Annotated in this window: 23 protein-coding genes; 5 read left to right on the plus strand and 18 right to left on the minus strand. The window is 40.0% G+C overall.

Features of this window, described 5'->3' with window-relative positions:
• Window positions 1–23: 23 nt before the first annotated feature.
• Window positions 24–674, plus strand: coding sequence for a 5-bromo-4-chloroindolyl phosphate hydrolysis family protein (locus AC1Z3K_RS10300; RefSeq protein ID WP_426084595.1), 651 nt, complete (start codon window positions 24–26; stop codon window positions 672–674).
• Window positions 675–702: 28 nt separating this feature from the next.
• Window positions 703–1,890: a toxic anion resistance protein gene (locus AC1Z3K_RS10305; RefSeq protein WP_426084596.1), complete on the plus strand. Its 1,188-nt coding sequence runs from the start codon at window positions 703–705 to the stop codon at window positions 1,888–1,890.
• A gap of 44 nt (window positions 1,891–1,934) precedes the next feature.
• Here AC1Z3K_RS10305 and AC1Z3K_RS10310 read toward each other — a convergent pair whose 3' ends face one another.
• The 5 genes from AC1Z3K_RS10310 to AC1Z3K_RS10330 all read right to left on the minus strand — a co-directional run bounded on the left by AC1Z3K_RS10310 (window position 1,935) and on the right by AC1Z3K_RS10330 (window position 8,210).
• Window positions 1,935–2,831 (minus strand): alpha/beta hydrolase, encoded by an 897-nt coding sequence (locus AC1Z3K_RS10310; RefSeq protein WP_461732670.1) that lies wholly within the window; start codon window positions 2,829–2,831, stop codon window positions 1,935–1,937.
• Window positions 2,832–3,057: 226 nt separating this feature from the next.
• Window positions 3,058–4,206, minus strand: a complete 1,149-nt coding sequence (locus AC1Z3K_RS10315) for a mannitol-1-phosphate 5-dehydrogenase (RefSeq protein WP_461732671.1) — start codon at window positions 4,204–4,206, stop codon at window positions 3,058–3,060.
• Complete coding sequence (locus tag AC1Z3K_RS10320; protein ID WP_426084599.1) at window positions 4,203–4,634, minus strand: PTS mannitol transporter subunit IIA; 432 nt, start codon at window positions 4,632–4,634, stop codon at window positions 4,203–4,205. The genes AC1Z3K_RS10315 and AC1Z3K_RS10320 overlap by 4 nt, the downstream gene beginning before the upstream one ends.
• A gap of 25 nt (window positions 4,635–4,659) precedes the next feature.
• Window positions 4,660–6,741, minus strand: coding sequence for a BglG family transcription antiterminator (locus AC1Z3K_RS10325; RefSeq protein WP_461732672.1), 2,082 nt, complete (start codon window positions 6,739–6,741; stop codon window positions 4,660–4,662).
• Between the two features lie 44 nt (window positions 6,742–6,785).
• Entirely contained in the window at window positions 6,786–8,210 is a 1,425-nt protein-coding gene (locus AC1Z3K_RS10330) for a PTS mannitol transporter subunit IIBC (RefSeq protein WP_426084601.1), read from the minus strand.
• 497 nt (window positions 8,211–8,707) lie between these two features.
• Here AC1Z3K_RS10330 and AC1Z3K_RS10335 point away from each other — a divergent pair, with 497 nt between their 5' ends.
• Entirely contained in the window at window positions 8,708–9,550 is an 843-nt protein-coding gene (locus AC1Z3K_RS10335) for a MerR family transcriptional regulator (RefSeq protein ID WP_461732673.1), read from the plus strand.
• Window positions 9,551–9,821: 271 nt separating this feature from the next.
• Window positions 9,822–10,397 carry a GNAT family N-acetyltransferase gene (locus AC1Z3K_RS10340; protein WP_461732674.1) on the plus strand — a complete coding sequence of 192 codons (576 nt, stop codon included), beginning with the start codon at window positions 9,822–9,824 and terminating at the stop codon, window positions 10,395–10,397.
• Window positions 10,398–10,567: 170 nt separating this feature from the next.
• On the opposite strand, the gene AC1Z3K_RS10345 is transcribed toward AC1Z3K_RS10340, so the two are convergent.
• The 4 genes from AC1Z3K_RS10345 to abc-f all read right to left on the minus strand — a co-directional run bounded on the left by AC1Z3K_RS10345 (window position 10,568) and on the right by abc-f (window position 13,798).
• Window positions 10,568–10,822 carry a TfoX/Sxy family DNA transformation protein gene (locus tag AC1Z3K_RS10345; RefSeq protein ID WP_426084604.1) on the minus strand — a complete coding sequence of 85 codons (255 nt, stop codon included), beginning with the start codon at window positions 10,820–10,822 and terminating at the stop codon, window positions 10,568–10,570.
• Window positions 10,822–11,070 (minus strand): zinc ribbon domain-containing protein, encoded by a 249-nt coding sequence (locus tag AC1Z3K_RS10350; RefSeq protein WP_461732675.1) that lies wholly within the window; start codon window positions 11,068–11,070, stop codon window positions 10,822–10,824. Before AC1Z3K_RS10350 ends, AC1Z3K_RS10345 begins: the two co-directional genes overlap by 1 nt.
• Window positions 11,067–11,633, minus strand: a complete 567-nt coding sequence (locus AC1Z3K_RS10355) for a TetR/AcrR family transcriptional regulator (protein WP_461732676.1) — start codon at window positions 11,631–11,633, stop codon at window positions 11,067–11,069. Before AC1Z3K_RS10355 ends, AC1Z3K_RS10350 begins: the two co-directional genes overlap by 4 nt.
• A 614-nt stretch (window positions 11,634–12,247) precedes the next feature.
• A complete protein-coding gene (gene abc-f / locus AC1Z3K_RS10360) occupies window positions 12,248–13,798 on the minus strand; it encodes a ribosomal protection-like ABC-F family protein (protein ID WP_461732677.1) in 1,551 nt (516 codons plus the stop codon).
• Window positions 13,799–14,151: 353 nt separating this feature from the next.
• Between abc-f and AC1Z3K_RS10365 the strand changes: the two genes are divergently transcribed.
• On the plus strand, window positions 14,152–14,967 hold the full coding sequence (locus AC1Z3K_RS10365) for an NUDIX hydrolase (protein ID WP_426084608.1): 816 nt from the start codon (window positions 14,152–14,154) through the stop codon (window positions 14,965–14,967).
• 159 nt (window positions 14,968–15,126) lie between these two features.
• On the opposite strand, the gene AC1Z3K_RS10370 is transcribed toward AC1Z3K_RS10365, so the two are convergent.
• The 9 genes from AC1Z3K_RS10370 to AC1Z3K_RS10410 form a co-directional block, all read right to left on the minus strand.
• Window positions 15,127–16,131: a zinc-binding alcohol dehydrogenase family protein gene (locus tag AC1Z3K_RS10370; RefSeq protein WP_461732678.1), complete on the minus strand. Its 1,005-nt coding sequence runs from the start codon at window positions 16,129–16,131 to the stop codon at window positions 15,127–15,129.
• Window positions 16,132–16,247: 116 nt separating this feature from the next.
• Entirely contained in the window at window positions 16,248–18,131 is a 1,884-nt protein-coding gene (locus AC1Z3K_RS10375; protein WP_426084610.1) for an acyltransferase family protein, read from the minus strand.
• A 337-nt stretch (window positions 18,132–18,468) separates the two neighbouring features.
• Window positions 18,469–19,725 carry a threonine ammonia-lyase IlvA gene (ilvA, locus tag AC1Z3K_RS10380; protein ID WP_461732679.1) on the minus strand — a complete coding sequence of 419 codons (1,257 nt, stop codon included), beginning with the start codon at window positions 19,723–19,725 and terminating at the stop codon, window positions 18,469–18,471.
• 23 nt (window positions 19,726–19,748) lie between these two features.
• Window positions 19,749–20,744, minus strand: a complete 996-nt coding sequence (gene ilvC, locus AC1Z3K_RS10385) for a ketol-acid reductoisomerase (protein ID WP_461732680.1) — start codon at window positions 20,742–20,744, stop codon at window positions 19,749–19,751.
• A gap of 170 nt (window positions 20,745–20,914) precedes the next feature.
• On the minus strand, window positions 20,915–21,400 hold the full coding sequence (gene ilvN, locus AC1Z3K_RS10390) for an acetolactate synthase small subunit (RefSeq protein WP_426084613.1): 486 nt from the start codon (window positions 21,398–21,400) through the stop codon (window positions 20,915–20,917).
• Window position 21,401: 1 nt separating this feature from the next.
• Window positions 21,402–23,090, minus strand: a complete 1,689-nt coding sequence (gene ilvB / locus AC1Z3K_RS10395) for a biosynthetic-type acetolactate synthase large subunit (RefSeq protein WP_461732681.1) — start codon at window positions 23,088–23,090, stop codon at window positions 21,402–21,404.
• 159 nt (window positions 23,091–23,249) lie between these two features.
• Entirely contained in the window at window positions 23,250–24,941 is a 1,692-nt protein-coding gene (gene ilvD, locus AC1Z3K_RS10400; protein WP_461732682.1) for a dihydroxy-acid dehydratase, read from the minus strand.
• A 453-nt stretch (window positions 24,942–25,394) separates the two neighbouring features.
• A complete protein-coding gene (locus AC1Z3K_RS10405; RefSeq protein WP_461732683.1) occupies window positions 25,395–25,910 on the minus strand; it encodes a hypothetical protein in 516 nt (171 codons plus the stop codon).
• 169 nt (window positions 25,911–26,079) lie between these two features.
• Window positions 26,080–26,385 (minus strand): hypothetical protein, encoded by a 306-nt coding sequence (locus AC1Z3K_RS10410; protein ID WP_461732684.1) that lies wholly within the window; start codon window positions 26,383–26,385, stop codon window positions 26,080–26,082.
• Window positions 26,386–26,414: the final 29 nt, after the last annotated feature.

A 26,414-nucleotide genomic window follows, 5' to 3' on the forward strand; every position in this document is an offset into this window, starting at 1 on the left:
ATTAGAAAATGGAGGGTATTCATATGATTGGAAGAAAAATTTTACAAATAATCGCTTATATAGTTTTAGCTGCTGTTCTTGTCAACTTCACCTATATCAATATCGAATTGATTGCGTTTCTTTTAGTAGCAGCTATCCTCATAACTCTTTTTGTCGGACGTAAAAAAGATAAAGCTGCGCCGGCACTGCCGAATCTGACAAAAGCAAAAGAAGAGCACTATGAACAGCTAGGAATGAGCGACAACGAAATCATGTTTTTCCGCGACACCATGAACACAACCAAACGTCAAGTTGAAAAGCTTCAGGAAAACATCAACCGTTCAACAAAACTGAAAGCAATCGATTTGCGGAATGATACCTTGCGGGTAGCAAAAGCTATGTTCAAGGAATTGGTAAAAAATCCAACTAAGCTTCATTCTGCCAATCATTTTCTCTATACTCATTTGCCGAATCTAGTAGACCTGACTGACAAGTATTTGGAAATTGACAGTCACGAAATCAAGAGTAAACAGGCGTATGAAAAACTAGAGGAGAGTGCTCAGATTATCGACCAGGTGTCCAAGCTGATTAAAAAGGATTATGAACAGTTTGTAGCTGAAGATTTGGAAGATTTAGATGTTGAGATTTCGATTGCTAAAAACAGTTTGAAAAGAGATAATAATGGTAGCGAATAAATAGCTACTTACACAGGAGGTTATATGGATGGATAATAAACAAAAAGAAACCGTATCCGTAGACAACGCATTAGATGATTTATTGAATAATCCGTTCTCTACACCAATCGATACATTAACAACTACGCAGCAAAATGAGATATCGGCACTGCGTGACCAGCAGGCGGCAGTCCGTTTGGTTGATAAGCTGCCGGAAGATCGGAAGCGTCAGGCTCAAGAACTGGCTTCAAAAATTGATATTCAGGATTCACAGGCTGTAATCACTTACGGCTCTAATGCTCAAAACAAGCTTAGCGAATTCTCTCAGTCTATGCTGAATCATGTACAGGCTCAAGACATCGGTCCGATTGGCGATTCTCTGACGGATTTAATGTACCGTCTGAATGAAGCAAACCCTGATGAGCTTCGTGCTGGAGAAGGAAATATTTTTCAAAAAATGTTTGGCAAGGTAAAACAGTCAATTTTTGAAATCACTGCAAAATATCAAAAAATTGGTGCACAGATTGATAAGATTGCTGTCAAGCTAGACCGTGAAAAGGAAGGTCTTTTGAAAGATAATCTAATGCTGGAACAGCTTTACAACAAGAACAAAGACTATTTTGATGCCTTAAATATCTACATTGCTGCCGGAGAATTGAAAATTGAGGAACTAAACTTAAAAACAATTCCGGAAGCGATGAAAAAAGCGGAAGAAACCGGCGATCAGATGGACGTGCAAATTGCTAATGACTATACACAGTTTCTTGACCGTCTGGACAAGAGAACCCATGATTTGCGCTTAGCTCGGCAGATCACAATTCAGCAGGCACCTCAAATCCGCTTGATTCAAAATACAAATCAAGCACTCGCTGAAAAAATTCAAGCATCCATTAATACTGCGATTCCATTATGGAAAAACCAAGTAGTTATTGCACTGACCTTGCTTCGTCAAAAGGATGCAGTAACTGCTCAGCGTCAGGTCTCTGAAACAACCAATGACCTATTGAAGAAAAACTCTGAGATGCTGAAGATTTCTGCTATTGAAACTGCCAAAGAAAACGAACGGGGGATTGTGGATATCGAAACACTACAGAAAACTCAAAATGATCTGGTTGAAACAATTCAGGAAACACTTCGTATTCAGCAGGAAGGAAAAGAAAAACGCCGTGCTGCTGAAATCGAATTAGGCAATATGGAAGAAGACTTGAAGAACAAGCTTTTAGAACTAACACAATAAGCAAAAAGACCTGTACCTCTTTTTTAAAAGGAACAGGTCTTTTTTTAGATTATATGATTAAGAAAATCAGCCATTTCCACTAGTGATGACTTTGCTTCTGGAACAGTGGCAGCTTTTGACTGAAAAACATGCCAAAGTCCTTCCCACTTCTTATATTCTGTCTGAACGCCGGCTGCTTTCATTTTTTCAGCAAGACGTTCACCATCACTCCATAACAGCTCATCACTTCCCACGTGGATCAATATTGGCGGGAAACCTTCAAAGGTACCAAATAACGGCGACACATCTGATGCTTTACGCAGCTCTGAGCTGCAGTAATAATCCGCAGTCAACTCCAAATCCTCTTTAAAAAGCTGAGGATCTTTTTCTTTATTCTCATCGATAGATTTGCCAGATAAGCTATAGTCAATCATCGGTGAAAAATGAAAGGAGGCTTTTGGCAATTCTGCATTTTGGGTTTTTAGGCGCAGCATCGTTGCTAATGACAAAGTACTCCCCGAAGAATCGCTGCCAAAAATGATGTTTTGCGGTAAATAGCCTTTTTCCAATAATCCCTGATAGAGCTTCCCTGACGCCTCCACTGCTGCCGGATAAGGATGCTCAGGCGCTAGCGGATAGTTAAAAAGCAATACCTTTCGATTGGTATGTACGGCAACATACGTCCCCAGCTTACGATGGGTAATAATAGAGCCCTGGTTTAGGCCTCCCCCGTGAAAATATACAATGACTTGATTTTCCTGTGTATCTTTTGGAATCAGCCACTTCGTCTCTAATCCGACAATTATTTCCGGAACTGCTCTCATACCTTCCGGCAGCTCCACATTCTTACAGGAATCCTCCCATTGTTTCCGCTGTTCCTCCAAAGGGGTGTACAAAATCTCGTCTAGATTTTTGCTTTCCATCATCTTTTTACTTGCTTCTATAGCAGCTGTACTAGGCATGAGTTTCCTCCTTTTTTGTTCTTATTTTACCATAAGAACAACTTTCCACCATATTTGAATCCGCTTATCCATTTTTTTGAAAGCATACGGCTGACTAACAGAAAACCTTCCCATTTATGGGGTCAGTATAAATCAGATTCTCCAAATAAAAAGAGCCAAGTAAAAATTGCTTTTCCAATTTTTACCCGGCTCATCTTTTTCTTAACATCTTCTTTATTTTATTCAACTACACTAATTCATGATAAGAGTCTCTAACCTTCTCAAACAGCTTAGTATAGGGCTTCAACCCCGTGTATTGTTCGATTGTAGCATCAAGTCCGCTTTCTTCGATAGCCTGCTGTAGTGCGCAGGCTTCCTCATCTGAAGGATTCTCAAACTTCAAAGCAGCAGCAATTGCTATCGCTAATGCTTTTGGCGTTTCATTAAAGGCTTCTACAAATTGGCGGGCCGGCTGAATAAAGCGGTCATTTTCGCCAATTTTTCTGATTGGCGAACGTCCAACCCGTGTAACATAATCAGATACATATGGGTTTTTAAAACGGTCAATTATTTTATCAATATACTCTTGATGATCTTTGTGAGAAAACTGGAATTTCTTTTCCAGTAAGGCTCCGGTTTCCTCTAATGCACTTCGAACAATAAATAGTACTTTTTCATTATGGATGGCGTCTTCAATAGAATCAATGTTTTTAATATAGCCAAAATAAGCAGTTACTGCATGCCCCGTGTTCACGGTGAACAGCTTTCTTTCAATATAAGGCGTTAAATCTGGAACATATGTCATCCCAGCTATTTTAGGTGCAGATGCCGTGTTGGGAAGCTCCTCCACCACCCATTCATAAAAAGGTTCAACTGTCACAGTTAATAAATCATCATGCTGCTGATCTGGTACAATGCGGTCTACTGCTGAGTTAGGAAATGCCACAAATTCACCTGCGTACCGCTGCTCTTCTTTTGACAGCTTCTTATATACCTCAGCCTTTAGTAGAGCTGAACCGCCAATCATATTTTCACATGCAATCACAGTAAGCGGCTTTTCTGCCACACTCCTTAAGCGAATCCCCTTAGCAATCGTATCAGCCAATCGTGGTAAAATTGTCGGACCAACTGCCGTCGTTAAAATTTCTGCTGCAGCAATCTCGCGAATCAGCTGTGTTTCATCAGAAATACTGCTTAGAGCCGAAACGTGTTCAATTAGAAAGCTCTCCTGCTGTTCGTTTGCCAGAATCACCCGATATTCTCTTTTATCATTAATTGCGTCTACAATCTGCTGGTTCACATCTGCAAAGATAACGTTATAGCCGGCATTCGACAGCAGCCAGCCGATGAAGCCGCGTCCAATATTTCCTGCACCAAAGTGGACAGCCTTTTTCATACTGCTACACCACCTTCAAAAAGCGAAATAATCGTTTCTTCACTTTGGGCATTAATTAGTTTTTCGACATTCTCCATTTCAGAGCAAACCATTGCAATTTCTGATAGCAGCTCCAAATGTTCATTCTCCGCTCCTGCTATACCTATGATTAGCTTAACTGGATGGCTATCAAATTCTACGCCTTCAGGCACCTGCATCACAACAATTCCTGATTGCAAAATATCATTTTTGCTATCCTCTGTTCCATGGGGGATAGCAACCATATTTCCAATAAATGTTGAGGTCATCTCGTCTCTCTCAATCATTTTTGGTATGTAGGCCTCTGTTACGTAACCTCTTTCTTCTAATAATTTGCCGGCTGCAGTGATTGCTTCTATTTTATTTTCAAATGTTTGATTTAACTGTACGTCTTGCTCTCTTAATTTCATCTATTCCTTACCTCCAAATGACTATTTATTCTTCTGTCCTTAGTGTTAAAAAGTCCATTAACTTCTGAACAAAATAGTTGGATATCTCTTTCTCTTCTTTCCCTTCCAAAACCTCAACAAGCTGAGGATCATCCACAAATAACGTGCTAATGTAGCTCATAACTTTTAGTCCTTGCTGAGAATACTTTTCCGGAGCTAAAAGCAGAATCAGCTTATTCACCTGCATGTCAGACTGATCCATTCCTTTTACTGTTAGCGACTCAGAAAGCTGAAAGACTTGAAAAAAGGGCTGTCGAATCATTTCATCACGTCCATGAAACATTGCAATCCTAGTGTTAGGAATCCCAAATCCGCTCCAATTTTCCTTCATCAGCAGTCCAATCAACAGTTCGACATTTATTGTTGGATCTTTTTCCAGAAGCTGTGTGCATACTGCCCGTAGTATATCTTCCGTGTTTCCCAATTGCCCCTCCAAAGAACCATAGTTGAAATTCTTTAACATTGAAAGGACAACCTCGTGGTAAAGCTGCCGTTCTTCAAGCAGGTCAACAGCTTCCGCTATAGTGATTTGAGAGGCTGTCATATCTTTAGCAGCTCGCTTCTCTGGTTCATGACGAATACTTTTCAGATATAAATCAATTTGTGTGATTTCCTGTTCTGACAAAATCGGTGAAACAAGGAAATAATCAAAATCTACCTTTCCCAAGTCAATTGTGGAGATAATGATATCTACCTCTTTTTCACGCCGTTTTCTTGTCAGTTCAAATAGTGAAACCGTCTGAAGCTCTTTCAATTGAGGAATCTTTTGCTTTAAGCGTGTTACCAGCATTCTTGAAGTCCCAATCCCGCTGGCGCAAACAACTAGTCCTGAAAACAGGTTCTCACTTTCCATCTGCAGCAGAACTGCGCCAAAATGTAAAACTAGATAGCCGATTTCTTCATCTGGAGCTATTTCTTCCTGATACAGCTGATCAAACACTCGGCGAATAATTTGAAAAAGCTCAGGGTAGTCCTGCTTGATTGAATGTATTAAGGGATTATATATTCGCATATGCTGCTGTAATCTTCTTATAGTTGGTTTTAAATGAGAAATCAGTCCTTTAAGCAGCTGCTCCTGGGGCAGCTGTTTATCCAGCTCTGCCTCAACTCCGGCAATCAGCTCTTTGGCAAATAACATTACTTGAATATCTTCATTTTCAATAAGCTTTTGATCTGCTTTGCTGCTCTTCAGTCCCCGCAAATACATTGCCGCATAAACGGCTTCCCCTTCTGGTACAACTTCTTTGTCGATTTCTAAAATCTCTCCCAGCAGCCGGGCTGCTGTCTCATATTCCGCTGTGCCGGTTAGCTCCGCAGCTTGGCTATCCTTGACAAAGCTGCCATTAATAATACGTTCTGCTGCAATCGCCAGATGAACGATTAAATTCATATAAGCTTCATCACTGATTTCCGGCAGTTCGTTTTCCCGCCAGCTGCGGATTCGTGCTTCTACTTTCTTTAAAACCTGTTCATCCAACAGATTGAGCAGACGTTCTTCGATCCAAACCGATGTTGTCTCACTTTTTTCCTTTTCCTGAAAATATTTAAGCAGCTGGTAATTAGGAAACTGATCACCAACGATTCCACTCATTAGATGGCGCCGCTCAATTTCTCCAGCCTTCAAGGATACTCCAGAGCCTCGTTTTCGTTCGATGACCACTCCAGCTGGAAGCTGCTCTTCAATTTTAGTCAAATCGCCGCTTACTGTCGAAACTGTTACGTTTAAATCATTCGCTAAACCTACCAGCTTAACAACATCTTCTTCCTGCACAAGTGCTTTTAAAATTCTTAGCTGACGCTCCTCCGGACTGTATTCGTTATAGGAAAGATCCATCAGATACCAACGAAAATTTTGAATTGCCTTTTCTGTGCCATCTATTCTCATCAGACCATTTTCTTTATTTAACTGTAAGTCATAGGAGTGCAGTGTATCTTCCACCTCTTTCATATCACGGCGAACAGTGCGCTCGCTGACGTTCAGTTCTCGAGCCAGCTGCTTAAGAGACACTGGGAGCGCATGATTAAGAAATTGCTCCAAAATAAGTCGAGCTCTTGCTGAAAGATACATAGCTGCTTCCTCCTTTTTTTCTTGGGACTAACTGAATCAGGCTGCTACCCTTGTCCGATAAGCTTTTCTACTAGCTGGTCGTATTGATCACCATTTAAGAAATTTTCAACTGAAACATGATAAGCGTTAGGCAATTTCTCCATTGCTCTCGATGTCAAATCCTTATGTGTAACAACAATATCGGCATCCGTCGGCAGCTGAGCAATCGCAGAATTCACTACCTCAATGGAAAGCCCGGCTTTCTTCACCTTATTTCTTAATACTGAAGCCCCCATTGCGCTCGATCCCATGCCTGCGTCGCAAGCAAAAATAATTTTTTGTACATTAGTCAAAGCAGCCCCGTGGTCCGCAGCTTCTTCTTTCGCAGTAATGTTCTGAGTAACTATTTGTTTTCCTTTCAGAGCACTTACTTTTTCCGTTGCTGTTTCTAAGTCTTCAGCAGACTCTTTTGACGTTTTTAAAATTAAACTGGAAATTCCGAATGATACAGCAGTTGCTGCTGCAATCGCTAGAATTACTCCTAAGTAGCCATCACGAGGCGTCATTGCCAAAATAGCAAAGATACTTCCCGGTGAAGCAGGCGCTACTAGTCCTGAATTGAAAATTGATAAGGTTAAAACACCTGTCATACCGCCGGCAATTGCTGATAAAATTAGTGCAGGCTTCATTAAGATATAAGGGAAATAAATCTCATGAATCCCTCCAAGGAAATGAATGATAATCGCACCTGGTGCTGTCTGTCTTGCAGAGCCTTTACCAAACAATGTATAAGCCAATAAAATTCCTAGCCCTGGTCCTGGATTTGCTTCCAGCAGGAACAACAGTGATTTACCTGTCTCCGCAGCTTGTTCAATAGCGATTGGGCTGATTACTCCGTGATTGATGGCATTATTTAAAAACAAAACCTTAGCCGGTTCAATAAATACGCTTGCTACAGGCAGTAGTGAATGCTCAATCAAAAAGCTAACGCCGGAAGCCAAAGCAGTGTTCAAGCCTTCTACAGCAGGTCCAACAACTAAAAATGCTAGAATAGCTAAAACAGAAGATAAAATACCTGCAGAAAAGTTGTTGACCAGCATTTCGAATCCCGGTTTGATTTTTCCATCAACCAGCTCATCAAACTTTTTAATACAAAAGGCACCCGCCGGACCAACAATCATTGCTCCTAAGAACATTGGAATGTTCGCCCCTGTAATTACCCCCATCGTTACCATTGCGCCGACGACACCACCGCGAATATCGTAAACCAGCCGTCCGCCGGTAAATCCAATCAGAATTGGTAATAAATAATTGATTGTTGGTCCAGTAATCTCGTTCAGCTGTTCATTTGGCATCCAGCCGGTCGGAATAAATAAAGCTGTTAAAATTCCCCACGCAATAAATGCTCCAATATTCGGCATAATCATTCCACTTAAGAAGCTGCCGAACTGCTGGATCTTCACTTTCATATTCCCCTGTGTTTGTTCCATGACTTTTTCCTCCTCATATTTTGAAAAGTCCTTAGTTTTTAAAAGCATTTCTTTTTGGCTGCGCAGCCGAATTTTTTCGTGACCAGCTCTTGCTGTCAACTTCATTGTAAACGCTGCCTATCCTATTCACAAGGAAATGAAAAGACAGTTTTGTCACCCGACAATGGACAAAACCTGTAATGGACCTGTGACTACTACCAAACTATTCTTTATGTAGTTTTAACAGTCCATCTTCTATAATAAATATGAGGATAATCCTAGAAAAGTTATGCAGTTTAGAAAAGCTGAACGAGTTCATTCAGCTCTCAAGTAATAAGTCCATGAGGTTTTGACAAACACTCATACTTGGAGCAGCTCGAGAAATATAGTGCTTGCTATAGGCTTGCATTCCTCATGATATAATCACAATAAAAAGAGAATTTCAGTATTTTTTCTGATAGGTTATTGACCCTGACGCAGCGTGAGGGCTTATGCTGGATTCGTGAGGAGGAATATAAATGAAAACTGTCAAAGAAGTAGCAGAATTAACCGGGGTAAGTATTCGTACACTGCGCTATTATGATGAAATTGACCTGCTGAAGCCTGTGAAGCTTTCGAAAGCCGGCTATCGCTTATATGATGATTGTTCTGTCCAACAGCTGCAGCGTATTATGTTTTTTAAGGAACTTGATATTCCATTAACAGAGATTAAAAGAATCCTCAGCAATCCGGATTTTAACAGTGACGCTGCCTTAGCTGCACAAAAAATTCTATTGGAGGCTAAAAGAAACCGGCTAAATGGTCTTATTGAACTAATTTCCGATGTAATGGCAGGGGTGAGGACGATGGATTTCGAAGCATTTAACGAGGAGGATTTTACTAAACTTATTACTCATTCACTAAAAGTTACTGATGAAAAATTAATTATCAGTAAATTCGGCAGTCTTACAGAATACCGCAGCTTTTTATTAGCGGAGTTTAAAAAGGATGGTCAATTAAGCTCCCGCTTTGTTCAGCTTTACGGCAGCAAATCAAAAGCTCTAGAGACTAGCCTACAAAGATCAGAGAGTATCCAGTCGCTGCAAAAGCAAAAAGAAGCCATCAATCAAATCTATGCTCAATTCTCTTTAGCGATGGATACAAATAATTCAGCTTTGGCCGAAAAGGCTGTCATAAAGCTGGCCGAAAACTATAAAAATTTTTTCAAACTGATAAATGCTAGACGCTTACTTTTAGAGCTGGCGAAGGGGTACCTAGATCCTTCTCAGCAAAATCAGGCAACTGAAGCGCAATATGGTACTGGAATTACTGTGTTTATCGCCAAAGCTATTTTAACGTATTATGGTGAGTCCAGCGCATAATGCCTTTTATCTTATCATGAGGCGGCCGACTTGATTTAATGTTGAAGAGAGCTTGCTGGTGAAGCTGGACATTACCTGGACAGCTCTCTCACTATTTCCTGATATCACCGAGCTTACAACTATAAAAATTTTATACTCCCCTTGCTAACAAAAAATTAATTGGTTTATACTTTAATTTTAGTTTCTTTTTTGTTTGATATAATGAAATAGCAGATTATGCTGACTACTCAAATTTACAAATAAGCACTATCTGATTAACTATGGAGGAGAAATGACTATGTTACAGGGTAAAAAAATTTGCTTAATCCCTGCTGTACTGACAGATAGGGCGAAAGTATATGACTGGTGCTTTCATTCAGAAACAACGAAATTCCATAGCGGACCACCTGATTATCCAGAAAAAGAAATTCCGACTTATGAAGAATTTTGCACTGCTTATTATGAAGACTATTTTTTTACTGGAACCAGACCTAGTGATGGTCAGGGCTTTCTTATTCTAAATGCTGATGAAGCCATTGGCTATATTAGCTACTCTACTTTTCATTTAAAACCAGCACTTGCAGAACTCGATATTTGGATGAATTGTGAGGTAAATTGCGGCAAAGGATTTGGTGTTGATGCCTTAAATGTACTTAGTGACTATCTGAATCAGACAATCGGCAGTAAACAAATAATCATCGCCCCTTCAATTAAAAATACTTGGGCACTTAAAGCATATGGAAAGGCTGGTTTTAAAAAAACTGAGAAAAAAATGTCTGCTTTTTTACGGGAAGAGTACGCCGCTCTTTATGAAAATGGGGATTACGGTGTGGAGGAAACAGCTATTTTAACTAAGTCTTTCCTATAGAAAAAAGGAGCCTGAGATATAACTATATTCCCAGACTTTTAGTATGCTGAAAGTTGAATAAACGATGTTTCAAAGCTTGTTTATGCTTCAAATATTTGAGATAAGTGACAAACAGCGACGGAAGTAATCTGCCTCTCAACTTATTTACATTCAATGACTCAAAAAGCTGGCTACTCCAGTGAATGATAAAAAAGACGTAAATCTTCCTTCGTTTCTTTAGAGAGCTCTTTACTTCTCTTTTTTTGAATCGCCCCTTCTAACCCATAAAGAAAAGATAGACAGGCGCCTTTATCTACTTGTTCCCGTACTAAGAGAAATGCCGCCATACTCCCCTTCTCTTCCAGTTCCTCCAATGTATCAATGCCAACCTGACTGAGCTTTTCTACAGTTACTGGTCCAATTCCCTGTGCTTCCTCCAGCTTCATCACAGTTCCTCCTTACTCTGCCAATGCGGCAGCTGTCCTAATTGATAGACAGCGGCTTTCTCTGCAGCCTTTCGATCCAAACCTTGTGTAGAAACAATAAAATCAGTCATCCCAGCTACCATTTCAGAAAAATTTTTCATCGTTCCATCTTCTTTTTCACAATAGACACAATACTCTTTTGTCATATCGGAAGCGGCAAAGTCTGCTTTATTTCGCATCGGCATACCGCAAGCAATACAATGTTTCATTTTTTTATTCCTCCTTTGTAAACTAATGTCAGAAATTGTTCAATCCAATAGGCCTTATTTCTTTTTATGATATTTTTTCCACCAAATAAATCCCGGTTTTCCAGATAATAGTGAATAAACCCTAACCAGTTTGTAAAAAGCACCGCCAACGGCAGGCTAAGTGTATCATTGACTGCTCGTTCAAAATGATGAGCAAAGACAGCTTGAATACTTACATACAAATAGCTAACCTCTTGATTCAGCAGCAGCCGTTGAGTAATGAAATAAACATATAAATCTTCATATTGTTCTAAAACAGATAGATGAAGAAACAGATAGTCCTCCAATGAGGCTATCATACCGGTCTGCATTTGATAATCAAAATCCTTTAGTAGTTGAGAAATCACTTCTTCCATCAATCTGTCCTGATTGACAAAATGCAGAAAAACCGTTCCTTTGCCAACTTCTGCCTGGCGGCTAATCTCTTCAATTGATACCTCAACAAAGCCCTTTTTACCATATAAAACAGTAGCTGCAGCTAATATTTTCTTTCGAGTCATTGCTTTTTTTTCTGCTCTTTTCATATTTCCTCCAATTAGAAAGTCAGTGGGACATAACTAAATGATCGAACTCTGCCTTATCTAGAATCCGAATAAACGGTGTTCCTAAAATAGCTGGCTCGTGAAGCTAGATACTAGTCAAATGTTTCCTTGGGTAATCTTTGATATGACCGATTTTACAACTATAAAAATTCTACACTCTTTTAGCCCTTGTCACAAACTGACTACATAGTCAGTTTATAACTTTCTAGATTTTCTGTCAATTATATTTTTAGCCTGCTTAAAGATTACTATTTTACCTATTGCGGTGGATTCTAAAAAAAAGTCTGGGACATAAACAAAATCCCAGACTTTTGACATCCCTAAAACCGAATAAACGGTATTCCAAAAGCAGCTTTCTCGGAAATAAGTCGAATAATCTCGAAAATATGAGAAACTATTTTCGGATTATTCTTCTTATTTCTCGAAGCTGAACACTTTTGTCATAACCTCAGCTATTCAAAAATTATTTTTATCAGATAAAACTACTACTTACTTAATCTGATAAAAACGCAAGATTTAGTTGATTTGAATACCTATTTGGAAATCCAATTGAGGATACTCCTCTATACTTATCGATCTAAATCAACCTTTTAAAATCAGCTGTTCATTTTCTGTAATTTTTTTAAAACCTCTTGGAATTCTTCTTCAAGCTTTCGTTTTTCCAGCTCATCTGCCGAACTCAGTCTACTAATTATCACCGTTTTACGGTTCTCCAGCAGCAGCTTTTGCTGTTTCTCCTGTTCTTCTAATTCGCTCAAACGGTTTTGATCCTGCTCAGACTGAATATCTTTCCCTGAAATCAGCCAGGTTTCAGTAGCTACATTACGGATAAAGGTATCGTCATGAGAAACAAAGAGAATTGTCCCTTGATATACATTTAATGCTTCTTCTAAAACCTCAATCGAAGAAATATCCAAATGGTTGGTTGGCTCATCCAGCAACAGCAGATTATAATCGCTTAACAAAAGCTTGCTGATTGCTACTTTGCTTCGCTCACCGCCGCTTAATACACCAATCTTTTTAAACACAGCATTTCCAAGGAATTGCATATGAGCCAGTAAATCCCGAACCGACTGATCACTATGCATAGAAGACTCACTTACGGATTCAAAGATTGTCTTTTCTTCGTTCAAGGTTTCAAAGGTTTGACTAAAATAACCGATACGAACACCTTTCGCAAAAGTAATCCCTTGTCCTCTATTGAGAATTTCTTTAAGCAGAGTCGTTTTTCCTGAACCATTCACTCCTATTAAAGCTGTTTTAGAACCTGTTTCCAAACGAAAAGCAGCTGTTTTTAGAAGTTCTTTATTTCCTGCTATCAAATTGTAGCCCTCAGCGGTCAAGGGATATGCTGTATGCAGCTTCTGAGCAGGAGAAAACGGAATAATCAGCTGTTTTTTCTCAATTGGCTTATCTACTTTTTCCAGCTTGGCTAAACGAGTTTCCATAATTTTTGCCCGATCATCTAAGTTTTTTTTCGCTCTCTGATCTCCCATTTTATGAAGTCTTGCCTCAGAATTTCCCATACGCTTTGGTGCTTTTCTAGTCTGGCGGCTCTTTTCCTGCACCACGCCGACTGACTGAGTTAACCGCCGCCTTTCCTGTTGATAGCTATCATATGCTCTCTGCTGCTCTGTCTCTTCAATTTTTTTCTGAGCAAAGTACGTATCGTAGTTTCCTTCATACAGCTTCACTCTACCATTTTCTATTGCTAAAATTTTATTAACAACCTTATTCAAAAAAGAACGATTGTGAGAGATAACCAGCAGTGTTCCTGCATATCGCTTTAGTTTCTTTTCTAAAAAGGCAATTCCTTTTTTATCTAAATGGTTCGTCGGCTCATCAGCAAGCAAAATATTGGTAGGTGATTTCAGCGCCTCTTGTATTCGCCGTTTTGTCTGTTCACCGCCGCTATCTGTTGTTTCAGTATCAATCAACTGTTCAATAGACGCTGTCTGGTCACTACAGAACACTTGCCCTTGGTTTGGTTCAATTTCGCCTTTTATAAGAGAAAAGAGTGTTGTTTTTCCTGAACCGTTGTCTCCTACAATTCCCACTCTACTTCCATCAGGAATTACCAAATGGTCGATTGTAAACAAATCCTTATCTCCAAAGTACATTTTTATATTTTTTAATTCTATTGACATAACAAAAAAACCTCCTTCAATCCTGAAGAAGATGCCTTATTGACCTAAATATAACGAACACTCAAAAACCAACCAAAATAAACCCTAGGTCCGGCTTTGAATAACGAAAGATATTTTGTCATGACTATTTAGGCACACTCATCCACTACAGAATTTAATAATTGTATTAAATTATTGAATAGTAGATGTAATACGCATAGTCTGAATACCTTTCCCTTTCTTAACATTAACCATAGTCTAACAAATTTCTTTTATTTTTTCAATACTTTCTGCCTATAGTTGTTTTTATTCTTCTTCGTGATACAATAAAGTAAAAATTACTATTACCATTAATATAGAAAGGATGAGTGCTTTTGTCTCACTTTGCTTCTAAAAAAGAAGAACGCCAATATTATGAGCAGATAGCCAGTGAAGTAGAGTTCTTAAAGTGGTATCACCAGCAGGATCATCCTGAGTATGAAAAGCCTTCATTGACAGTTGATATTGTTTTGATGTGCTATAACAAAGAAGAGGATCAGTTAAAGCTGCTTCTAATTAAGCGAAAAGGTCACCCCTATAGAAACTCATGGGCACTGCCAGGCGGATTTGTTATGCCGAATGAATCCACAGGCGAAAGTGTTCTGAGAGAAACAAAGGAAGAAACCGGCGTCGTAATCTCTAAACAGAATATTGAACAGCTCCATACTTTTAGTACACCTAATCGTGATCCCCGCGGCTGGGTTGTAACGGTCAGCTATCTGGCGTTTATCGGTGAAGAACCATTGATTGCCGGAGACGATGCGAAAGAAGTCAGCTGGTTCACTATGCAGCGGGTGGGAAGCAAGCTGCTTTTGGCAAACGGAGAAGCCGAAATAACCCTTGACCTAAACGATTCAAGTGCCAGTGATCATCATCTGTTAGCCTTTGACCATAGTGAGATTCTTTTAAAGGCCTTTAATCGAGTAGCTAACAAGATGGAGCATGAACCGCAGGTGCTGCAGGTTTTAGGAAAGGACTTTACAATAACAGAAGCACGTAAAGTATTTGCCAAATTTTTAGGGGTGGACTACAAGTCCATCGATCATTCCAACTTTAAAAAGGCCATGCTTCAATATTTTGAAGAGATTGGTGAACGTCCTGTTGGGATTGGCCGTCCTTCAAAGATTTATAAATTAAAGCTGGATGACTAGATGTCGGTAAAATTTGACTTTAAGGCGAGGATGGGCAGAAGTGTTTATTTCCGAAGAGGTTGCTTCTGCACCCACCATTTATCCAGATTCCAAGTGATGGGGGTATAACTCATTGAGTTATATCCCCATCACTTTTTTCTATTACTTAGGTTGCTCCTTTTACCACCCGCTTAGTACAAGCTTGCCAACCATTTTACCCCTTCCTACCAGCTGATGTGCCTTCTCCAAATTTTCTGCATTTATCGGCTGAATAGACTCCGTTACAGTGCTTTCCAATTCATGCGAGTCATACAGCTCAGCCAGCTGCTTCAATATTTCACCTTGACGACTCATATCTGCGGTTTGGTAGAGGGACCGGGTAAACATGAACTCCCAGCTGAATGTCACGCTTTTATTTTTCAGCAAATCTAAATCAACCGGGCTTCCGCCATCAACGATAGAGCATATTTTCCCTTGAGGCTGAATTATCTTTGCAATCTCCTGCCAATACATACTAGTATTATACAAACATAAAATATATGGTACTTCTCTAATGCCTATTTTTTCCAACTCATCTGAAAGAGCATTCCGATGATTAATGACAAAATCGGCACCCATCTTTTGAACCCAAGTCATTGTTTCTTCTCTGGAAGCTGTAGTAATTACCTGTAATCCAGCTTTTTTTGCCAGCTGAATAGCTATTGAACCTACGCCTCCGGCTCCGTTAATAATCAGAATTTGTTTACCTTTGTCTGCTTCACTAATTCCTAAACGATCATAAAGAGATTCCCACGCAGTCAAACCAGTTAAAGGAATTGCGCCACTCTCCTCAAAGCTAAGGTTTTTGGGCTTTTTAGCTATCAGTCTTTCATCCACTAACTGATACTGACTATTGCTGCCGGCTCTACTAAAGTCTCCAGCATAAAAAACCTCATCTCCGATTTTAAAAGAAGTGACTTCTGCTCCAGTCTCCTTCACAATTCCCGCACCATCCCAGCCCAAAATCCGATAGTCATTATCTATCTTTTGTTTTGCCGTCTTTGTGTCAATAGGATTCACTGATACAGCCTTCACTTCAATTAATACATCCTTAGGGTTTTGCAGCTCTGGAACAGACAGTAATCCATCTTCAAAATGATTTTCCTGATTGGTTTCTCTTAATACAACAGCTTTCATCGTCTTCATAACTTTTCCTCCTCACAATAATTCAAGCTCTTACTGATAAGAGTACGCTGAAATGAAAAAAAACGCACTTATTTTGTGCTGGTTTTAGAACAGCTACAGAATAAGTGCGTTTTTTTTTATTTGTCCTGCTTGGCTTGACTGCCAGCTACTAGACTTTTAGCAATCAGCTGGGCGTATTCCACCTGACCATCTATATTAGGATGGACTAAATCTTCGTAGAACCATTCGTCATGATCTTTACTAAGACTATACCAATCAATAATTGTCAGATTTTTGTATTTGTTTGTCATGGATTCAAGCATGGCATTGACTTCATTTTGCCAACGCCTCGTTGGTACCCGAACGTTCAGCCAGAAGACTTGTCGCTCTTCTCCAATAATTTTCATTAGATTATCAAATTGATCTTCGGTAAAAGAGCCATTTGTTCCCAAACCGATTAAGACAGTCTCCTTCAGCTGATTGTCCGTCTTCAATTTTTCCAGTGGTTCCTCGCTGCTATACAGCTGCCGTCCAACTTCGCCATCTACAATCATCTTAGGGAAAATCGCCTGCAGGTCAGCCGCGCCGTCCAAAATAACAGAATCACCAAATGCTGTTACCTCTAGAGCCTGGGCCTGGTTCCATTCGTCCTCGGTTAGTCCATAATGCGTCGGATCTACAGGTTCTGCTTCGCTGCTGGAAGAGCTTGCTGTCTTATCTTTTTCTGCTTGCTTTCGTTCTTCCGCCTTCTTCTTATTATTGGCAATGGTTTCTTGAAGCTGCTTTTGTTCCGCCGTCACATAATTAACCGGTGCTTCAACCCAGCCATATACTGCAAAACCAAATAAAACTGTGCCAATTAGAAAAGTAGCTTTAGGAATAGTAATCCATGGTCTTTTCACCAAATCCTTCAGAGCGTACCAGATATATTTGTAATAGAACTTGCCAAGGGGCTTTTCAATAAATCGATAAGAGAGTTCACTAATACCTAAAATCAACGCTAGTTCAATCAGCGAGTGAATAATCAGATGTTCGCTAATATTTTTTATTTTTGCTTCGTAGAAAATCATCACTGGAAACTGATACAGATAAATGCCATAACTCCGTTTGCCAATCCAGGTGAAGACTGGATTTGTCAGCCACTTATTGACATCTGCGCCTGGATGAGCAGTGATTGCAACAAGTAATGTGGCAAATACAGTAACCAGCAGCATGCCTCCTCTGTAGACAAAGGTATAATGGTCTGCTAAGAAGATAAACGAAAGAATAACTGCCGCCAGTGAAACACCTCCAACGATATTCAAAAGATAACGAGCTTTTTCAGGTATTTCTTTTTTTAATCGAAAGGTCGGCCAGACGAATGCTAGCCCGCTGCCCAGCAGTATTGAAAACAATCGCGTATCCGTTCCATAATAGACTCTTGTAGGATCTGCGCCTGGTGTGTATAAGATAGCCATTAACAGCGCCGAACCAAGTGCTGCACCGAAAATTGCTGTGGTAATTTTTACTCTGTTCTTCAAATATTTCTTTAAAAGAATAAATATGAGTGGCCAGATTAGGTAGTTTTGAGCCTCTACAGCCAGAGACCAGATATGGGTAAATGGTGATTGTGTTGCGAAACGATCAAAGTAGGAAAAACCGTGAAATATTTGCCACCAGTTGTTATAATATAACATGCTGCTGGCTACAACGCCCCGAAGATTATTGAGCAGATCCCTCTGAAACAGAGCGATGTAAGCGGATGTGGAGATAAGCATAAAAATTAGTCCTGGATAGAGTCGCTTCATCCTTCGTATGTAAAATCCTTTAACATCTATCTCATTATTTTGAAGCCATTCCTGGCGAAGTAAATCGGTGATTAAATAGCCCGAAAGAGTAAAAAATATCGGGACCCCCAGATAGCCTCCACTCATGATAGGAGGAAATAAGTGATAGAGGATAACCCCGACAACTGCAAGTGTTCGAATGCCATCGAAACCAGTGATATAACGGCTGTTTTTCAGCCTTTGTTTCTGTTCCATCTATATACCAACTTTACTATAATCTATTTTTATAAAGGTTATTTTTAATTTTAAGATGCTTTTTAAAGCAATAAATTAAATATACGTCCTTTCTATAGAAATGGCAAGAATAGTTTTACGATTTTCTTAAAAATTTTACAAATTCTTATAGTAGCTGAAAATAAATTTTCAACTAAAAAAATTTTTACCGAATTTGATATTTTTCTTTTTCCTAGGAACTGTTAAATTTCATGAAATTTAATTTTATGTTTATATTTTTAAATAACAAAAAAACTCGAAAAATATTATATATATTTCACGAGTCTTTTTTATGATTCTGCATTTTCTTTTGGAACATTTAAACCAATAACGTATACAGTGAAGGATTTTGACTTAAATCAATGTAAGTTGGATCGAATTCATTCAGCTTTTCAGTAAGTTTAGCCAAATCTTCTGGATTTTTTAGCAAAATCCCTAAGATAACCGGTCCAGTTCCCCGGTTCACTTTCTTGGTATACTCAAACCGTGTAATATCATCAGCAGGTCCCAAAACATCATTTACAAACTCTCTCAACGCTCCCGGACGCTGAGGGAAGTTAATTACAAAATAATGTTTCAGTCCTTCGAATATCAGCGAACGCTCTTCAATTTCAGCCATTCGATTAATATCATTATTTCCGCCGCTAATGATACAAACGACATTTTTCCCTTTAATTGCGTCTTTCATCTGTTCAAGTGCCGCAACGCTCAGTGCACCCGCTGGTTCTGCTACAATCGCCTGTTTGGAGTATAGCTCTAAAATTGTTGAACATACCTGACCTTCGTCAACCGCCAACAACTCATCGACTGATTCCACTGCGTGAGCGTATGTTTTCCCGCCAACTTTTTTTACTGCTGCACCATCGACAAATTTCTCAACCTGAGATAATTCAATTGGCTCTCCTAAATCAAAGGCCGCTTTCATCGACTGAGCACCTTTAGGCTCTACTCCGATTACAGCAGTTACAGGACTGACGCTTTTAGTATAGACGCCTGTTCCGCTAATTAAACCGCCGCCGCCAATCGCAGCAATCAAGTAATCCACTTGAATGTCTTCTTCCCGTGCCTTGTTAAAGATTTCTACAGCCACCGTTCCCTGCCCTGCCATGATATCCAAATCATCAAAAGGATCAATGAACGTTTGACCGTTCTTTAAAGCATATGCTTTTGCTGCTGCCGCCGAGGCATCAAAGGTATCTCCTACCAATTGGATTGTTACTTCATTTCCACCAAAAAACTGAACCTGAGTAATTTTTTGCTGAGGTGTAGTTGTCGGCATAAAAATCGTTGCAGGAACCTTCATTTCCTGACAGGTGTAAGCCACTCCTTGAGCATGATTTCCCGCACTGGCGCATACAACACCATTCGCTAACGTTTCAGGTGCAATTTGCGAAATCGCATAATACGCGCCTCGAAGTTTGAATGAGCGTACCTTTTGCAGATCTTCTCTCTTTAAATATACACTGCACTGATATTTCTGTGACAGGTATACATCATACTGCAGCGGCGTCTTCATCACTACTTTGCTAAGTAGTCCATATGCGTCTTCTATTTTTTCTTTTGTGAGCTTTGCCATCATTTCACCTCATTAACGAACAATTAGTCATTTCTTGAAACAAAGGGCATCATTTTTCTAAGCTCTGCACCAACTTTTTCAATCGGATGTCCGGCGTTTTCTTCTCTCATTTTATAAAATTCCTTGAAGCCGTTCTTATTGTCATCCACAAAGCCTTTAGCAAAATTCCCGTTTTGGATATCAGTCAGAACATCTTTCATATTTGCTTTTGCCTGCTCTGTTACTACTCTAGGTCCAGATACATAATCGCCATATTCCGCCGTATTAGAGATAGAATGACGCATCTTCTCGAAGCCTCCTTCGTAGATCAGGTCGACAATCAGCTTCAGTTCATGACATACCTCGAAGTAAGCCAGCTCAGGCTGGTATCCAGCTTCTGTCAGTGTTTCAAAGCCCGCTTCAATCAAGCTAGTCAAGCCTCCGCATAAAACAGCCTGCTCTCCGAAAAGATCTGTTTCAGTTTCTTCTTTAAAGGTTGTTTCCAGAACACCTACACGAGTAGCTCCAATTCCTTTGGCATAAGAAAGAGCGACATCTGATGCAGTTCCTGTTGCGTCCTGATAAACAGCAAATAAAGCAGGTACAGCAAATCCTTCCGTAAATGTCCGGCGAACCAGATGTCCGGGTCCTTTAGGAGCAACCAGAAAGACATCAACATCTTTGGGAGGCTTGATTACATCAAAATGGATATTAAAACCATGAGCGAAAGCCAGTGCATCTCCTGCTGTCAGATTTGGTGCAATTTCATTTTCATATAACGCACCTTGAATTTCATCGGGAGCTAAAATCATGACAACCTGTGCCTTTTTAGCAGCTTCTCCAACCGGCAGTACTTCGAAGCCGTCATTTCTAGCTGCTTCAGCTGATTTTCCTTCTCTAATTCCGATAACTACCTGATTACCATTATCCCTCAAGTTCTGAGCATGAGCATGTCCTTGAGAGCCATAGCCCACAATTGCTACTGTTTTTCCTTCCAACACATTTTTTTCAACTGAATCATTGTAATATACTTTTGCCATAATCATAAACCCTCCATATTTTTATTAGAAAAGCAATCCAAATTTAGCTGCCTTTTTGTGAAAGACTGTTTTACAACCTTCTTATCTATTCAGCAAGCGGAATCTGTAATGCCAGACGTTATTAGTAAAGTGAAAATATATTTTTTTGCGGCTAGCTGTCGGTCTCTCCTTCAGCTATTATTTCCTCTGGTAAATCCTGTCACACCTGTTCTTGCCAGCTGCTTTATCCCATAAGGAGCAACAACATCAACAAAGGCGCTAATCTTCTCACTGGTACCAGTTACCTGAATGACTACTGTTTTTGTGCCCACATCGATGACATTGGCTCTAAATGGATCAATGACTGAGAAAAGCTCTGAACGAACAGCAGCCGGCGCATTTAGCTTAATCAAAGCCAGCTCTCTTTCCAGATGTGGTTCATCAGTGATGTCGGAAACCTTAATCACATCAATCTGCTTGTTCAACTGTTTGGTTATCTGCTCACTTTCATTGAGATCTTCCACTTGCACAATAATCGTTATTCTAGAGATATTGCTTTGCTCTGTAGGTCCTACTGAAATACTGTCGATATTTACCTGACGCCTGGTCAGAACACCACTGAAACGATTCAGGACACCTGAATTATTATGAACTGCAGCTGTTATAATTCGTCTCATCTTAGTCCACTCCCATCATCTGATAATTTGGTTTGCCTGCCGGCACCATTGGCAGTACATGTTCAGTTTGTGATACTGCTACTTCAATCAGTATCGGACCTTTTTCTTTAAATGCTTCGGTCAGCTCTGCTTCGACCTTTTGCGGATCAGTAATGCGAACAGCAGAAATTCCATAAGCTTCAGCCAGCTTAACAAAGTCCGGCTGACTGGCAAATACAGACTCCGACCGCCGTTCGTTAAAGAAGCTTTCCTGCCACTGTCGGACCATTCCCAGCGATTGATTATTCAAGAGAACAATCTTAATTGGCAAATCGTAGTCATTTAAAATTGCCAGCTCCTGATTCGTCATTTGAAACCCGCCGTCTCCAACAAACAGGACAACCTCCTTTTCGCGACAGCCCAGCTTGGCGCCAATCGCTGCCGGTATACCATACCCCATCGTTCCCAAACCACCGCTCGTAATGAACTGCTTTTCATTTTTAAATGGATAGAACTGTGCTGTCCACATCTGGTGCTGTCCAACATCTGTTACCACGATTGCTTCACCAGCTGTCAGTTTTCCGATGTACTCAATTACCTTTTGCGGTTTGATTTCTTTCTGTTGTTCTGCGTCATATTTAAATGGATGCAATTTCTTCCTTGACTGATTGATTTTCCGCCAGTCTGACCAGCAGTCTCCGTTTTCACACAGCTCATAAGTCAACATTTCCTTCAATGTTTCCTTTGCATCGGCAACTATCGGAATCTTGGTTTCAATTATTTTACCGATTTCAGCTGGGTCAATATCAATATGAGCAACTACTGCATTCGGAACAAATTCCTGCGGCGCACTTGCTAGGCGGTCGTCAAACCTCGAACCAATGTTGATCAGCAAATCACAATCTGTCAGTGCCATATTCGCCGCAAAGGAACCATGCATACCACCCATTCCCAAAAACAGCTCATGCTCAGAAGGTACTGCACCCAAACCAAGTAGCGTACTTAATACAGGCAGCTTGTGCTTTTCAACAAACGCGGTTAATTCTTCACTAGCATTCGCTTGAACTACACCCGCTCCCGCTAATACAAGCGGCTTCTTCGCTTCCTTCAGCTCCTCCATCAGCTTTTTAACCTGAAGCTTATTAGGAAAGACTGTCGGCTGATAGCTTGGCAGTGCTAATGCAGGCGGGTGTTCGGCATCTGATTCAATAATTGTCATATCCTTAGGTAAATCAATTACTACTGGTCCTTTTCTTCCTGTAGAAGCAATATGAAAAGCTTCATCAATGATTCTCGGCAGCTCGCTCGTATCTCTTACCTGATAATTATTTTTAGTGATCGGCATCGTAATTCCTACCACGTCAGCTTCCTGAAAGGCGTCTTTACCAATACCATTAGTCGTTACCTGTCCGGTGAATACCACGAGGGGAACCGAATCACTCATTGCATCCGCAATTCCTGTGACTGCATTTGTAGCACCTGGTCCGCTTGTCACCACTACAACTCCCGGCTTGCCAGTTGCCTTTGCATATCCCTCCGCGGCATGTACAGCTCCTTGTTCATGCCGTGTTAATATATGCGGCATCTCTCCATCATACAAGGCATCATAGAGCGGGAGGACTGCGCCTCCCGGATACCCGAAAATCATTTCTACATTCTGACGAAGCAGCGCATCAATCAATATTTTTGAACCGCTCTTTGCATTTGTCATACGCGTTCCTCCTAACTTTTGATTCTATAGCTCCTTTATTTGCTGGCTAAAGCCAATCCTCTTTGATTATTTTCCTACTAACCTGTACAAACCAGTTCTTTTAAAAAAGGATATTATAGTAAAGAAGTACCCATTGCATTTTTGGTCATACCCATTTTTTTAGTCAAGCAAATCATCAGGAATACGCATAATACCGCCTGTATGAGCAGAAGTAACCAAGGCTGTATATCTAGCTAAATACCCAGTTTTAACCTTAGCCTTAAACGGCTGCAGCGTTTCTTTCCGCTGCTGTAGTTCTTCTTCTGGAACTTGAACATTTAATGTTCGATTAGTCAAATCAATTTCAATCGTGTCTCCATCATTAATTAGCGCTATCGGTCCGCCTTCAGCAGCTTCAGGAGAAATATGTCCTACAGCAATTCCCCTAGTAGCACCGGAAAAGCGTCCATCTGTAATCAAAGCAACATCTTTGCCTAAACCTCTACCGACAATACTTGAAGTCGGCGCCAGCATTTCAGGCATGCCCGGTCCGCCCTTTGGTCCTTCATAGCGGATAACCACCACGTGTCCTTTGGTCACCGTATGATTATCAATTGCTTGAACTGCCTCATCATGAGAGTTGAAACAAATCGCTTTTCCTGTAAACACTTGAATAGACGGATCTACACCACCGACTTTAATAACGCTGCCCTTTGGTGCAATATTTCCATATAGAATTGAAAGACCGCCGACAGGGCTGTACGGTGTTTCCTTTGGATGAATGACTTCCTCATTTTTAATTGATGCATCTGCTACATTTTCCCGAAGACTTTTCCCTGATACAGTTATTCTATCAGGATGAATCGCATCGCCTAAATCAACCAGTTCTTTTATGATTGCTGGAACTCCACCAGCTTCGTGTACATCATGCATAGAATAAGCGGATGAAGGAGCAATTTTTGAAAGGTAAGGGACTCGCTTGGCAATTTCATTGATTGATTCTTGATCATATTCAATCTCTGCTTCATTTGCAATTGCCAAGGTGTGAAGAACGGTATTGGTTGAGCCGCCCATTGCCATGTCTAAGGCAAAAGCATCATCAATTGCCTCCTTAGTGATAATATCTCTTGGTTTGATTTGCTGTTTAACTAAATCCATTAAATGAAATGCAGATTTTCGAACCAATTCTTTGCGCTCCTCTGAAACAGCTAAAATTGTGCCATTCCCCGGCAGTGCCATACCTAAAATCTCCATCAGACAATTCATTGAGTTTGCAGTGAACATTCCGGCACAAGAACCACAGGTCGGACAAGCATTTTGTTCCATAAAGGTAAATTCTTCTTCTGTCATTTGTCCATCTTTATAAGCTCCTACCGCTTCGAACATAGACGATAACGTCGCTGTGTGTCCACGAGGATCAACTCCAGCTTTCATTGGACCGCCGGAACAAAAGATAGCTGGTACATTCGTACGGACACTTGCCATTAACATGCCCGGTGTGATTTTATCGCAGTTTGGAATGTAGAAAACACCATCAAACCAGTGAGCATTAATCACGGTTTCCGCCGCGTCTGCAATTATTTCCCGGCTGGGTAATGAATAGCGCATTCCAATGTGCCCCATCGCTATGCCGTCATCAACCCCGATTGTATTGAACTCAAACGGAATTCCGCCAGCTTCACGAATCGCTTCCTTCGCAATATCCGCCAGCTCGCGCAGATGGACATGTCCAGGAACAATATCGATATAAGAATTACAGATAGCAATAAATGGTTTCTCCATATCTCTGGCACTTTTTACTTGGCCTGTTGCGTATAGCAGACTTCTTGCCGGAGCTGCTTCGATTCCTTTTTTGATCATATCACTTCGCATTTTTATCACTCCAATTCTGGTTTTCGGTCTCTTCAGTCTTGCTTCACCTATTTCTTCTACAAAAAAAGCATCCCATCAAATGGGATGCTTTAGCAAGAATCCCATTCACTAAAGACGAATAGGACTCAAACATCTGCAAAAATCTCAGTGTTCTAAGTCCTCGATAATAAAATAATGACTAATTCAATATTCGCTGTCTTTCTCATAAGTGGATTCTCCTTTATTCGCTGTACATAGGTACATAACATTAAAAATTAATGTGAATCAGAAAAGCTTTTGTTAACTATAAACTTTTAAAATGAGAATGTCAATAGAAAATTCAGAAAATTCGAAAAACATTTTCAATTTTCTTTTCTAACTTTTAGTTATAAAAAGCTATTTGGGAACAGGAGCTGTTTTGCGAAATAAAAAAACACTAGAACAAAATTTGACTTTTGTTCTAGTGTTGACAGTTTAATTATTTCTAAAATAATATAACGGTTTTTTAGTCAGACGTTTCATCTGACGTTTTTTATCTTCAATAATTGATAAAAGCTCATCAGAGAAATTTTCAAGAATGACTCGACCGCCTTTATACGTGTTTCCGCCAATTGAAGCAACCTCATCTGGCGTAAGTATTACCTTTCGATGGGTAATTTTTTTAAAAAACACATCAATCAGGTAAGTTGGCAGATAAAAATTATTCTGTGCTGAAAAAGATTCCAGATAAATAAAATCATCAATACTGATATAACAGTCATCAACTGACAGAAAATGAACAGACCGGTCAATATAGATATCTCTCTTCTGTAAAATCTCATTAATTTTTTTATTCAGAAGATTTAAACTCTCAATCTCCTTCACATAATTTTCCAATTCGCGGTGGCGAATATATCTGCGTTCTTCATATGAAAGCCGAAAAGCCATCGATAAGACCACAATTGCCGCCCCTACGATAACCCCTATAATTCCTACAAAAAAAACAAGCATTGGATTTACCTCTTACGTTAGTTTGTCTGTAAATTAGTATAGCACATTCTGCTTTCTAGAGAAATTAAAAACTACGGCTACACACCTCGGTATATCCTTGCTCTATCCAAGTTCTCAGTAGAAATCAAATTTTCCAGCAATTACCATAGAAAGCAGAACTAACTTATAGTTATGCTTCACGACGTATTAGGATTGTCACACCTTTTTCAAATTGAGCTTCATATTCCTGCAGAATATGAATAATCTTTCGTTCCGTGGGACAGATACCTGTCTTCTTGTCCGTTTTCTTCACCGCCCGCCAATGAATAATCCAAAAAAGCGGTCCTCCCAGATACCAGGCAAATTGTGAGGTGTTATCCAGACATTGACTATACAAAAACGACAACCGCTCTATGACATCTCCTGTAATCACATAGTCTTCCAACTGCTTTCTCAACAACGGATAAAGCTCTTCAATATCATTTACATCATTCAAATCATACTACTCCTTTTTTCGTGTTCATT

It is taken from the genome of Enterococcus sp. LJL128 (assembly GCF_056924295.1).

Coding starts and splice junctions, on each gene's coding strand:
- AC1Z3K_RS10355 (WP_461732676.1), bottom strand. CDS start 11,633: ATGAAAAGAGCAGAAAAAAAAGCAATGACTCGAAAGAAAATATTAGCT.
- AC1Z3K_RS10335 (WP_461732673.1), top strand. CDS start 8,708: ATGAAAACTGTCAAAGAAGTAGCAGAATTAACCGGGGTAAGTATTCGT.
- ilvC (WP_461732680.1), bottom strand. CDS start 20,744: ATGGCAAAAGTATATTACAATGATTCAGTTGAAAAAAATGTGTTGGAA.
- ilvN (WP_426084613.1), bottom strand. CDS start 21,400: ATGAGACGAATTATAACAGCTGCAGTTCATAATAATTCAGGTGTCCTG.
- AC1Z3K_RS10330 (WP_426084601.1), bottom strand. CDS start 8,210: ATGGAACAAACACAGGGGAATATGAAAGTGAAGATCCAGCAGTTCGGC.
- AC1Z3K_RS10370 (WP_461732678.1), bottom strand. CDS start 16,131: ATGAAGACGATGAAAGCTGTTGTATTAAGAGAAACCAATCAGGAAAAT.
- AC1Z3K_RS10305 (WP_426084596.1), top strand. CDS start 703: ATGGATAATAAACAAAAAGAAACCGTATCCGTAGACAACGCATTAGAT.
- AC1Z3K_RS10300 (WP_426084595.1), top strand. CDS start 24: ATGATTGGAAGAAAAATTTTACAAATAATCGCTTATATAGTTTTAGCT.
- AC1Z3K_RS10315 (WP_461732671.1), bottom strand. CDS start 4,206: ATGAAAAAGGCTGTCCACTTTGGTGCAGGAAATATTGGACGCGGCTTC.
- AC1Z3K_RS10350 (WP_461732675.1), bottom strand. CDS start 11,070: ATGAAACATTGTATTGCTTGCGGTATGCCGATGCGAAATAAAGCAGAC.
- AC1Z3K_RS10325 (WP_461732672.1), bottom strand. CDS start 6,741: ATGTATCTTTCAGCAAGAGCTCGACTTATTTTGGAGCAATTTCTTAAT.
- AC1Z3K_RS10310 (WP_461732670.1), bottom strand. CDS start 2,831: ATGCCTAGTACAGCTGCTATAGAAGCAAGTAAAAAGATGATGGAAAGC.
- ilvA (WP_461732679.1), bottom strand. CDS start 19,725: ATGGCAAAGCTCACAAAAGAAAAAATAGAAGACGCATATGGACTACTT.
- AC1Z3K_RS10405 (WP_461732683.1), bottom strand. CDS start 25,910: ATGCTTGTTTTTTTTGTAGGAATTATAGGGGTTATCGTAGGGGCGGCA.
- AC1Z3K_RS10375 (WP_426084610.1), bottom strand. CDS start 18,131: ATGGAACAGAAACAAAGGCTGAAAAACAGCCGTTATATCACTGGTTTC.
- AC1Z3K_RS10340 (WP_461732674.1), top strand. CDS start 9,822: ATGACTATGTTACAGGGTAAAAAAATTTGCTTAATCCCTGCTGTACTG.
- ilvD (WP_461732682.1), bottom strand. CDS start 24,941: ATGCGAAGTGATATGATCAAAAAAGGAATCGAAGCAGCTCCGGCAAGA.
- ilvB (WP_461732681.1), bottom strand. CDS start 23,090: ATGACAAATGCAAAGAGCGGTTCAAAAATATTGATTGATGCGCTGCTT.
- abc-f (WP_461732677.1), bottom strand. CDS start 13,798: ATGTCAATAGAATTAAAAAATATAAAAATGTACTTTGGAGATAAGGAT.
- AC1Z3K_RS10345 (WP_426084604.1), bottom strand. CDS start 10,822: ATGAAGCTGGAGGAAGCACAGGGAATTGGACCAGTAACTGTAGAAAAG.
- AC1Z3K_RS10320 (WP_426084599.1), bottom strand. CDS start 4,634: ATGAAATTAAGAGAGCAAGACGTACAGTTAAATCAAACATTTGAAAAT.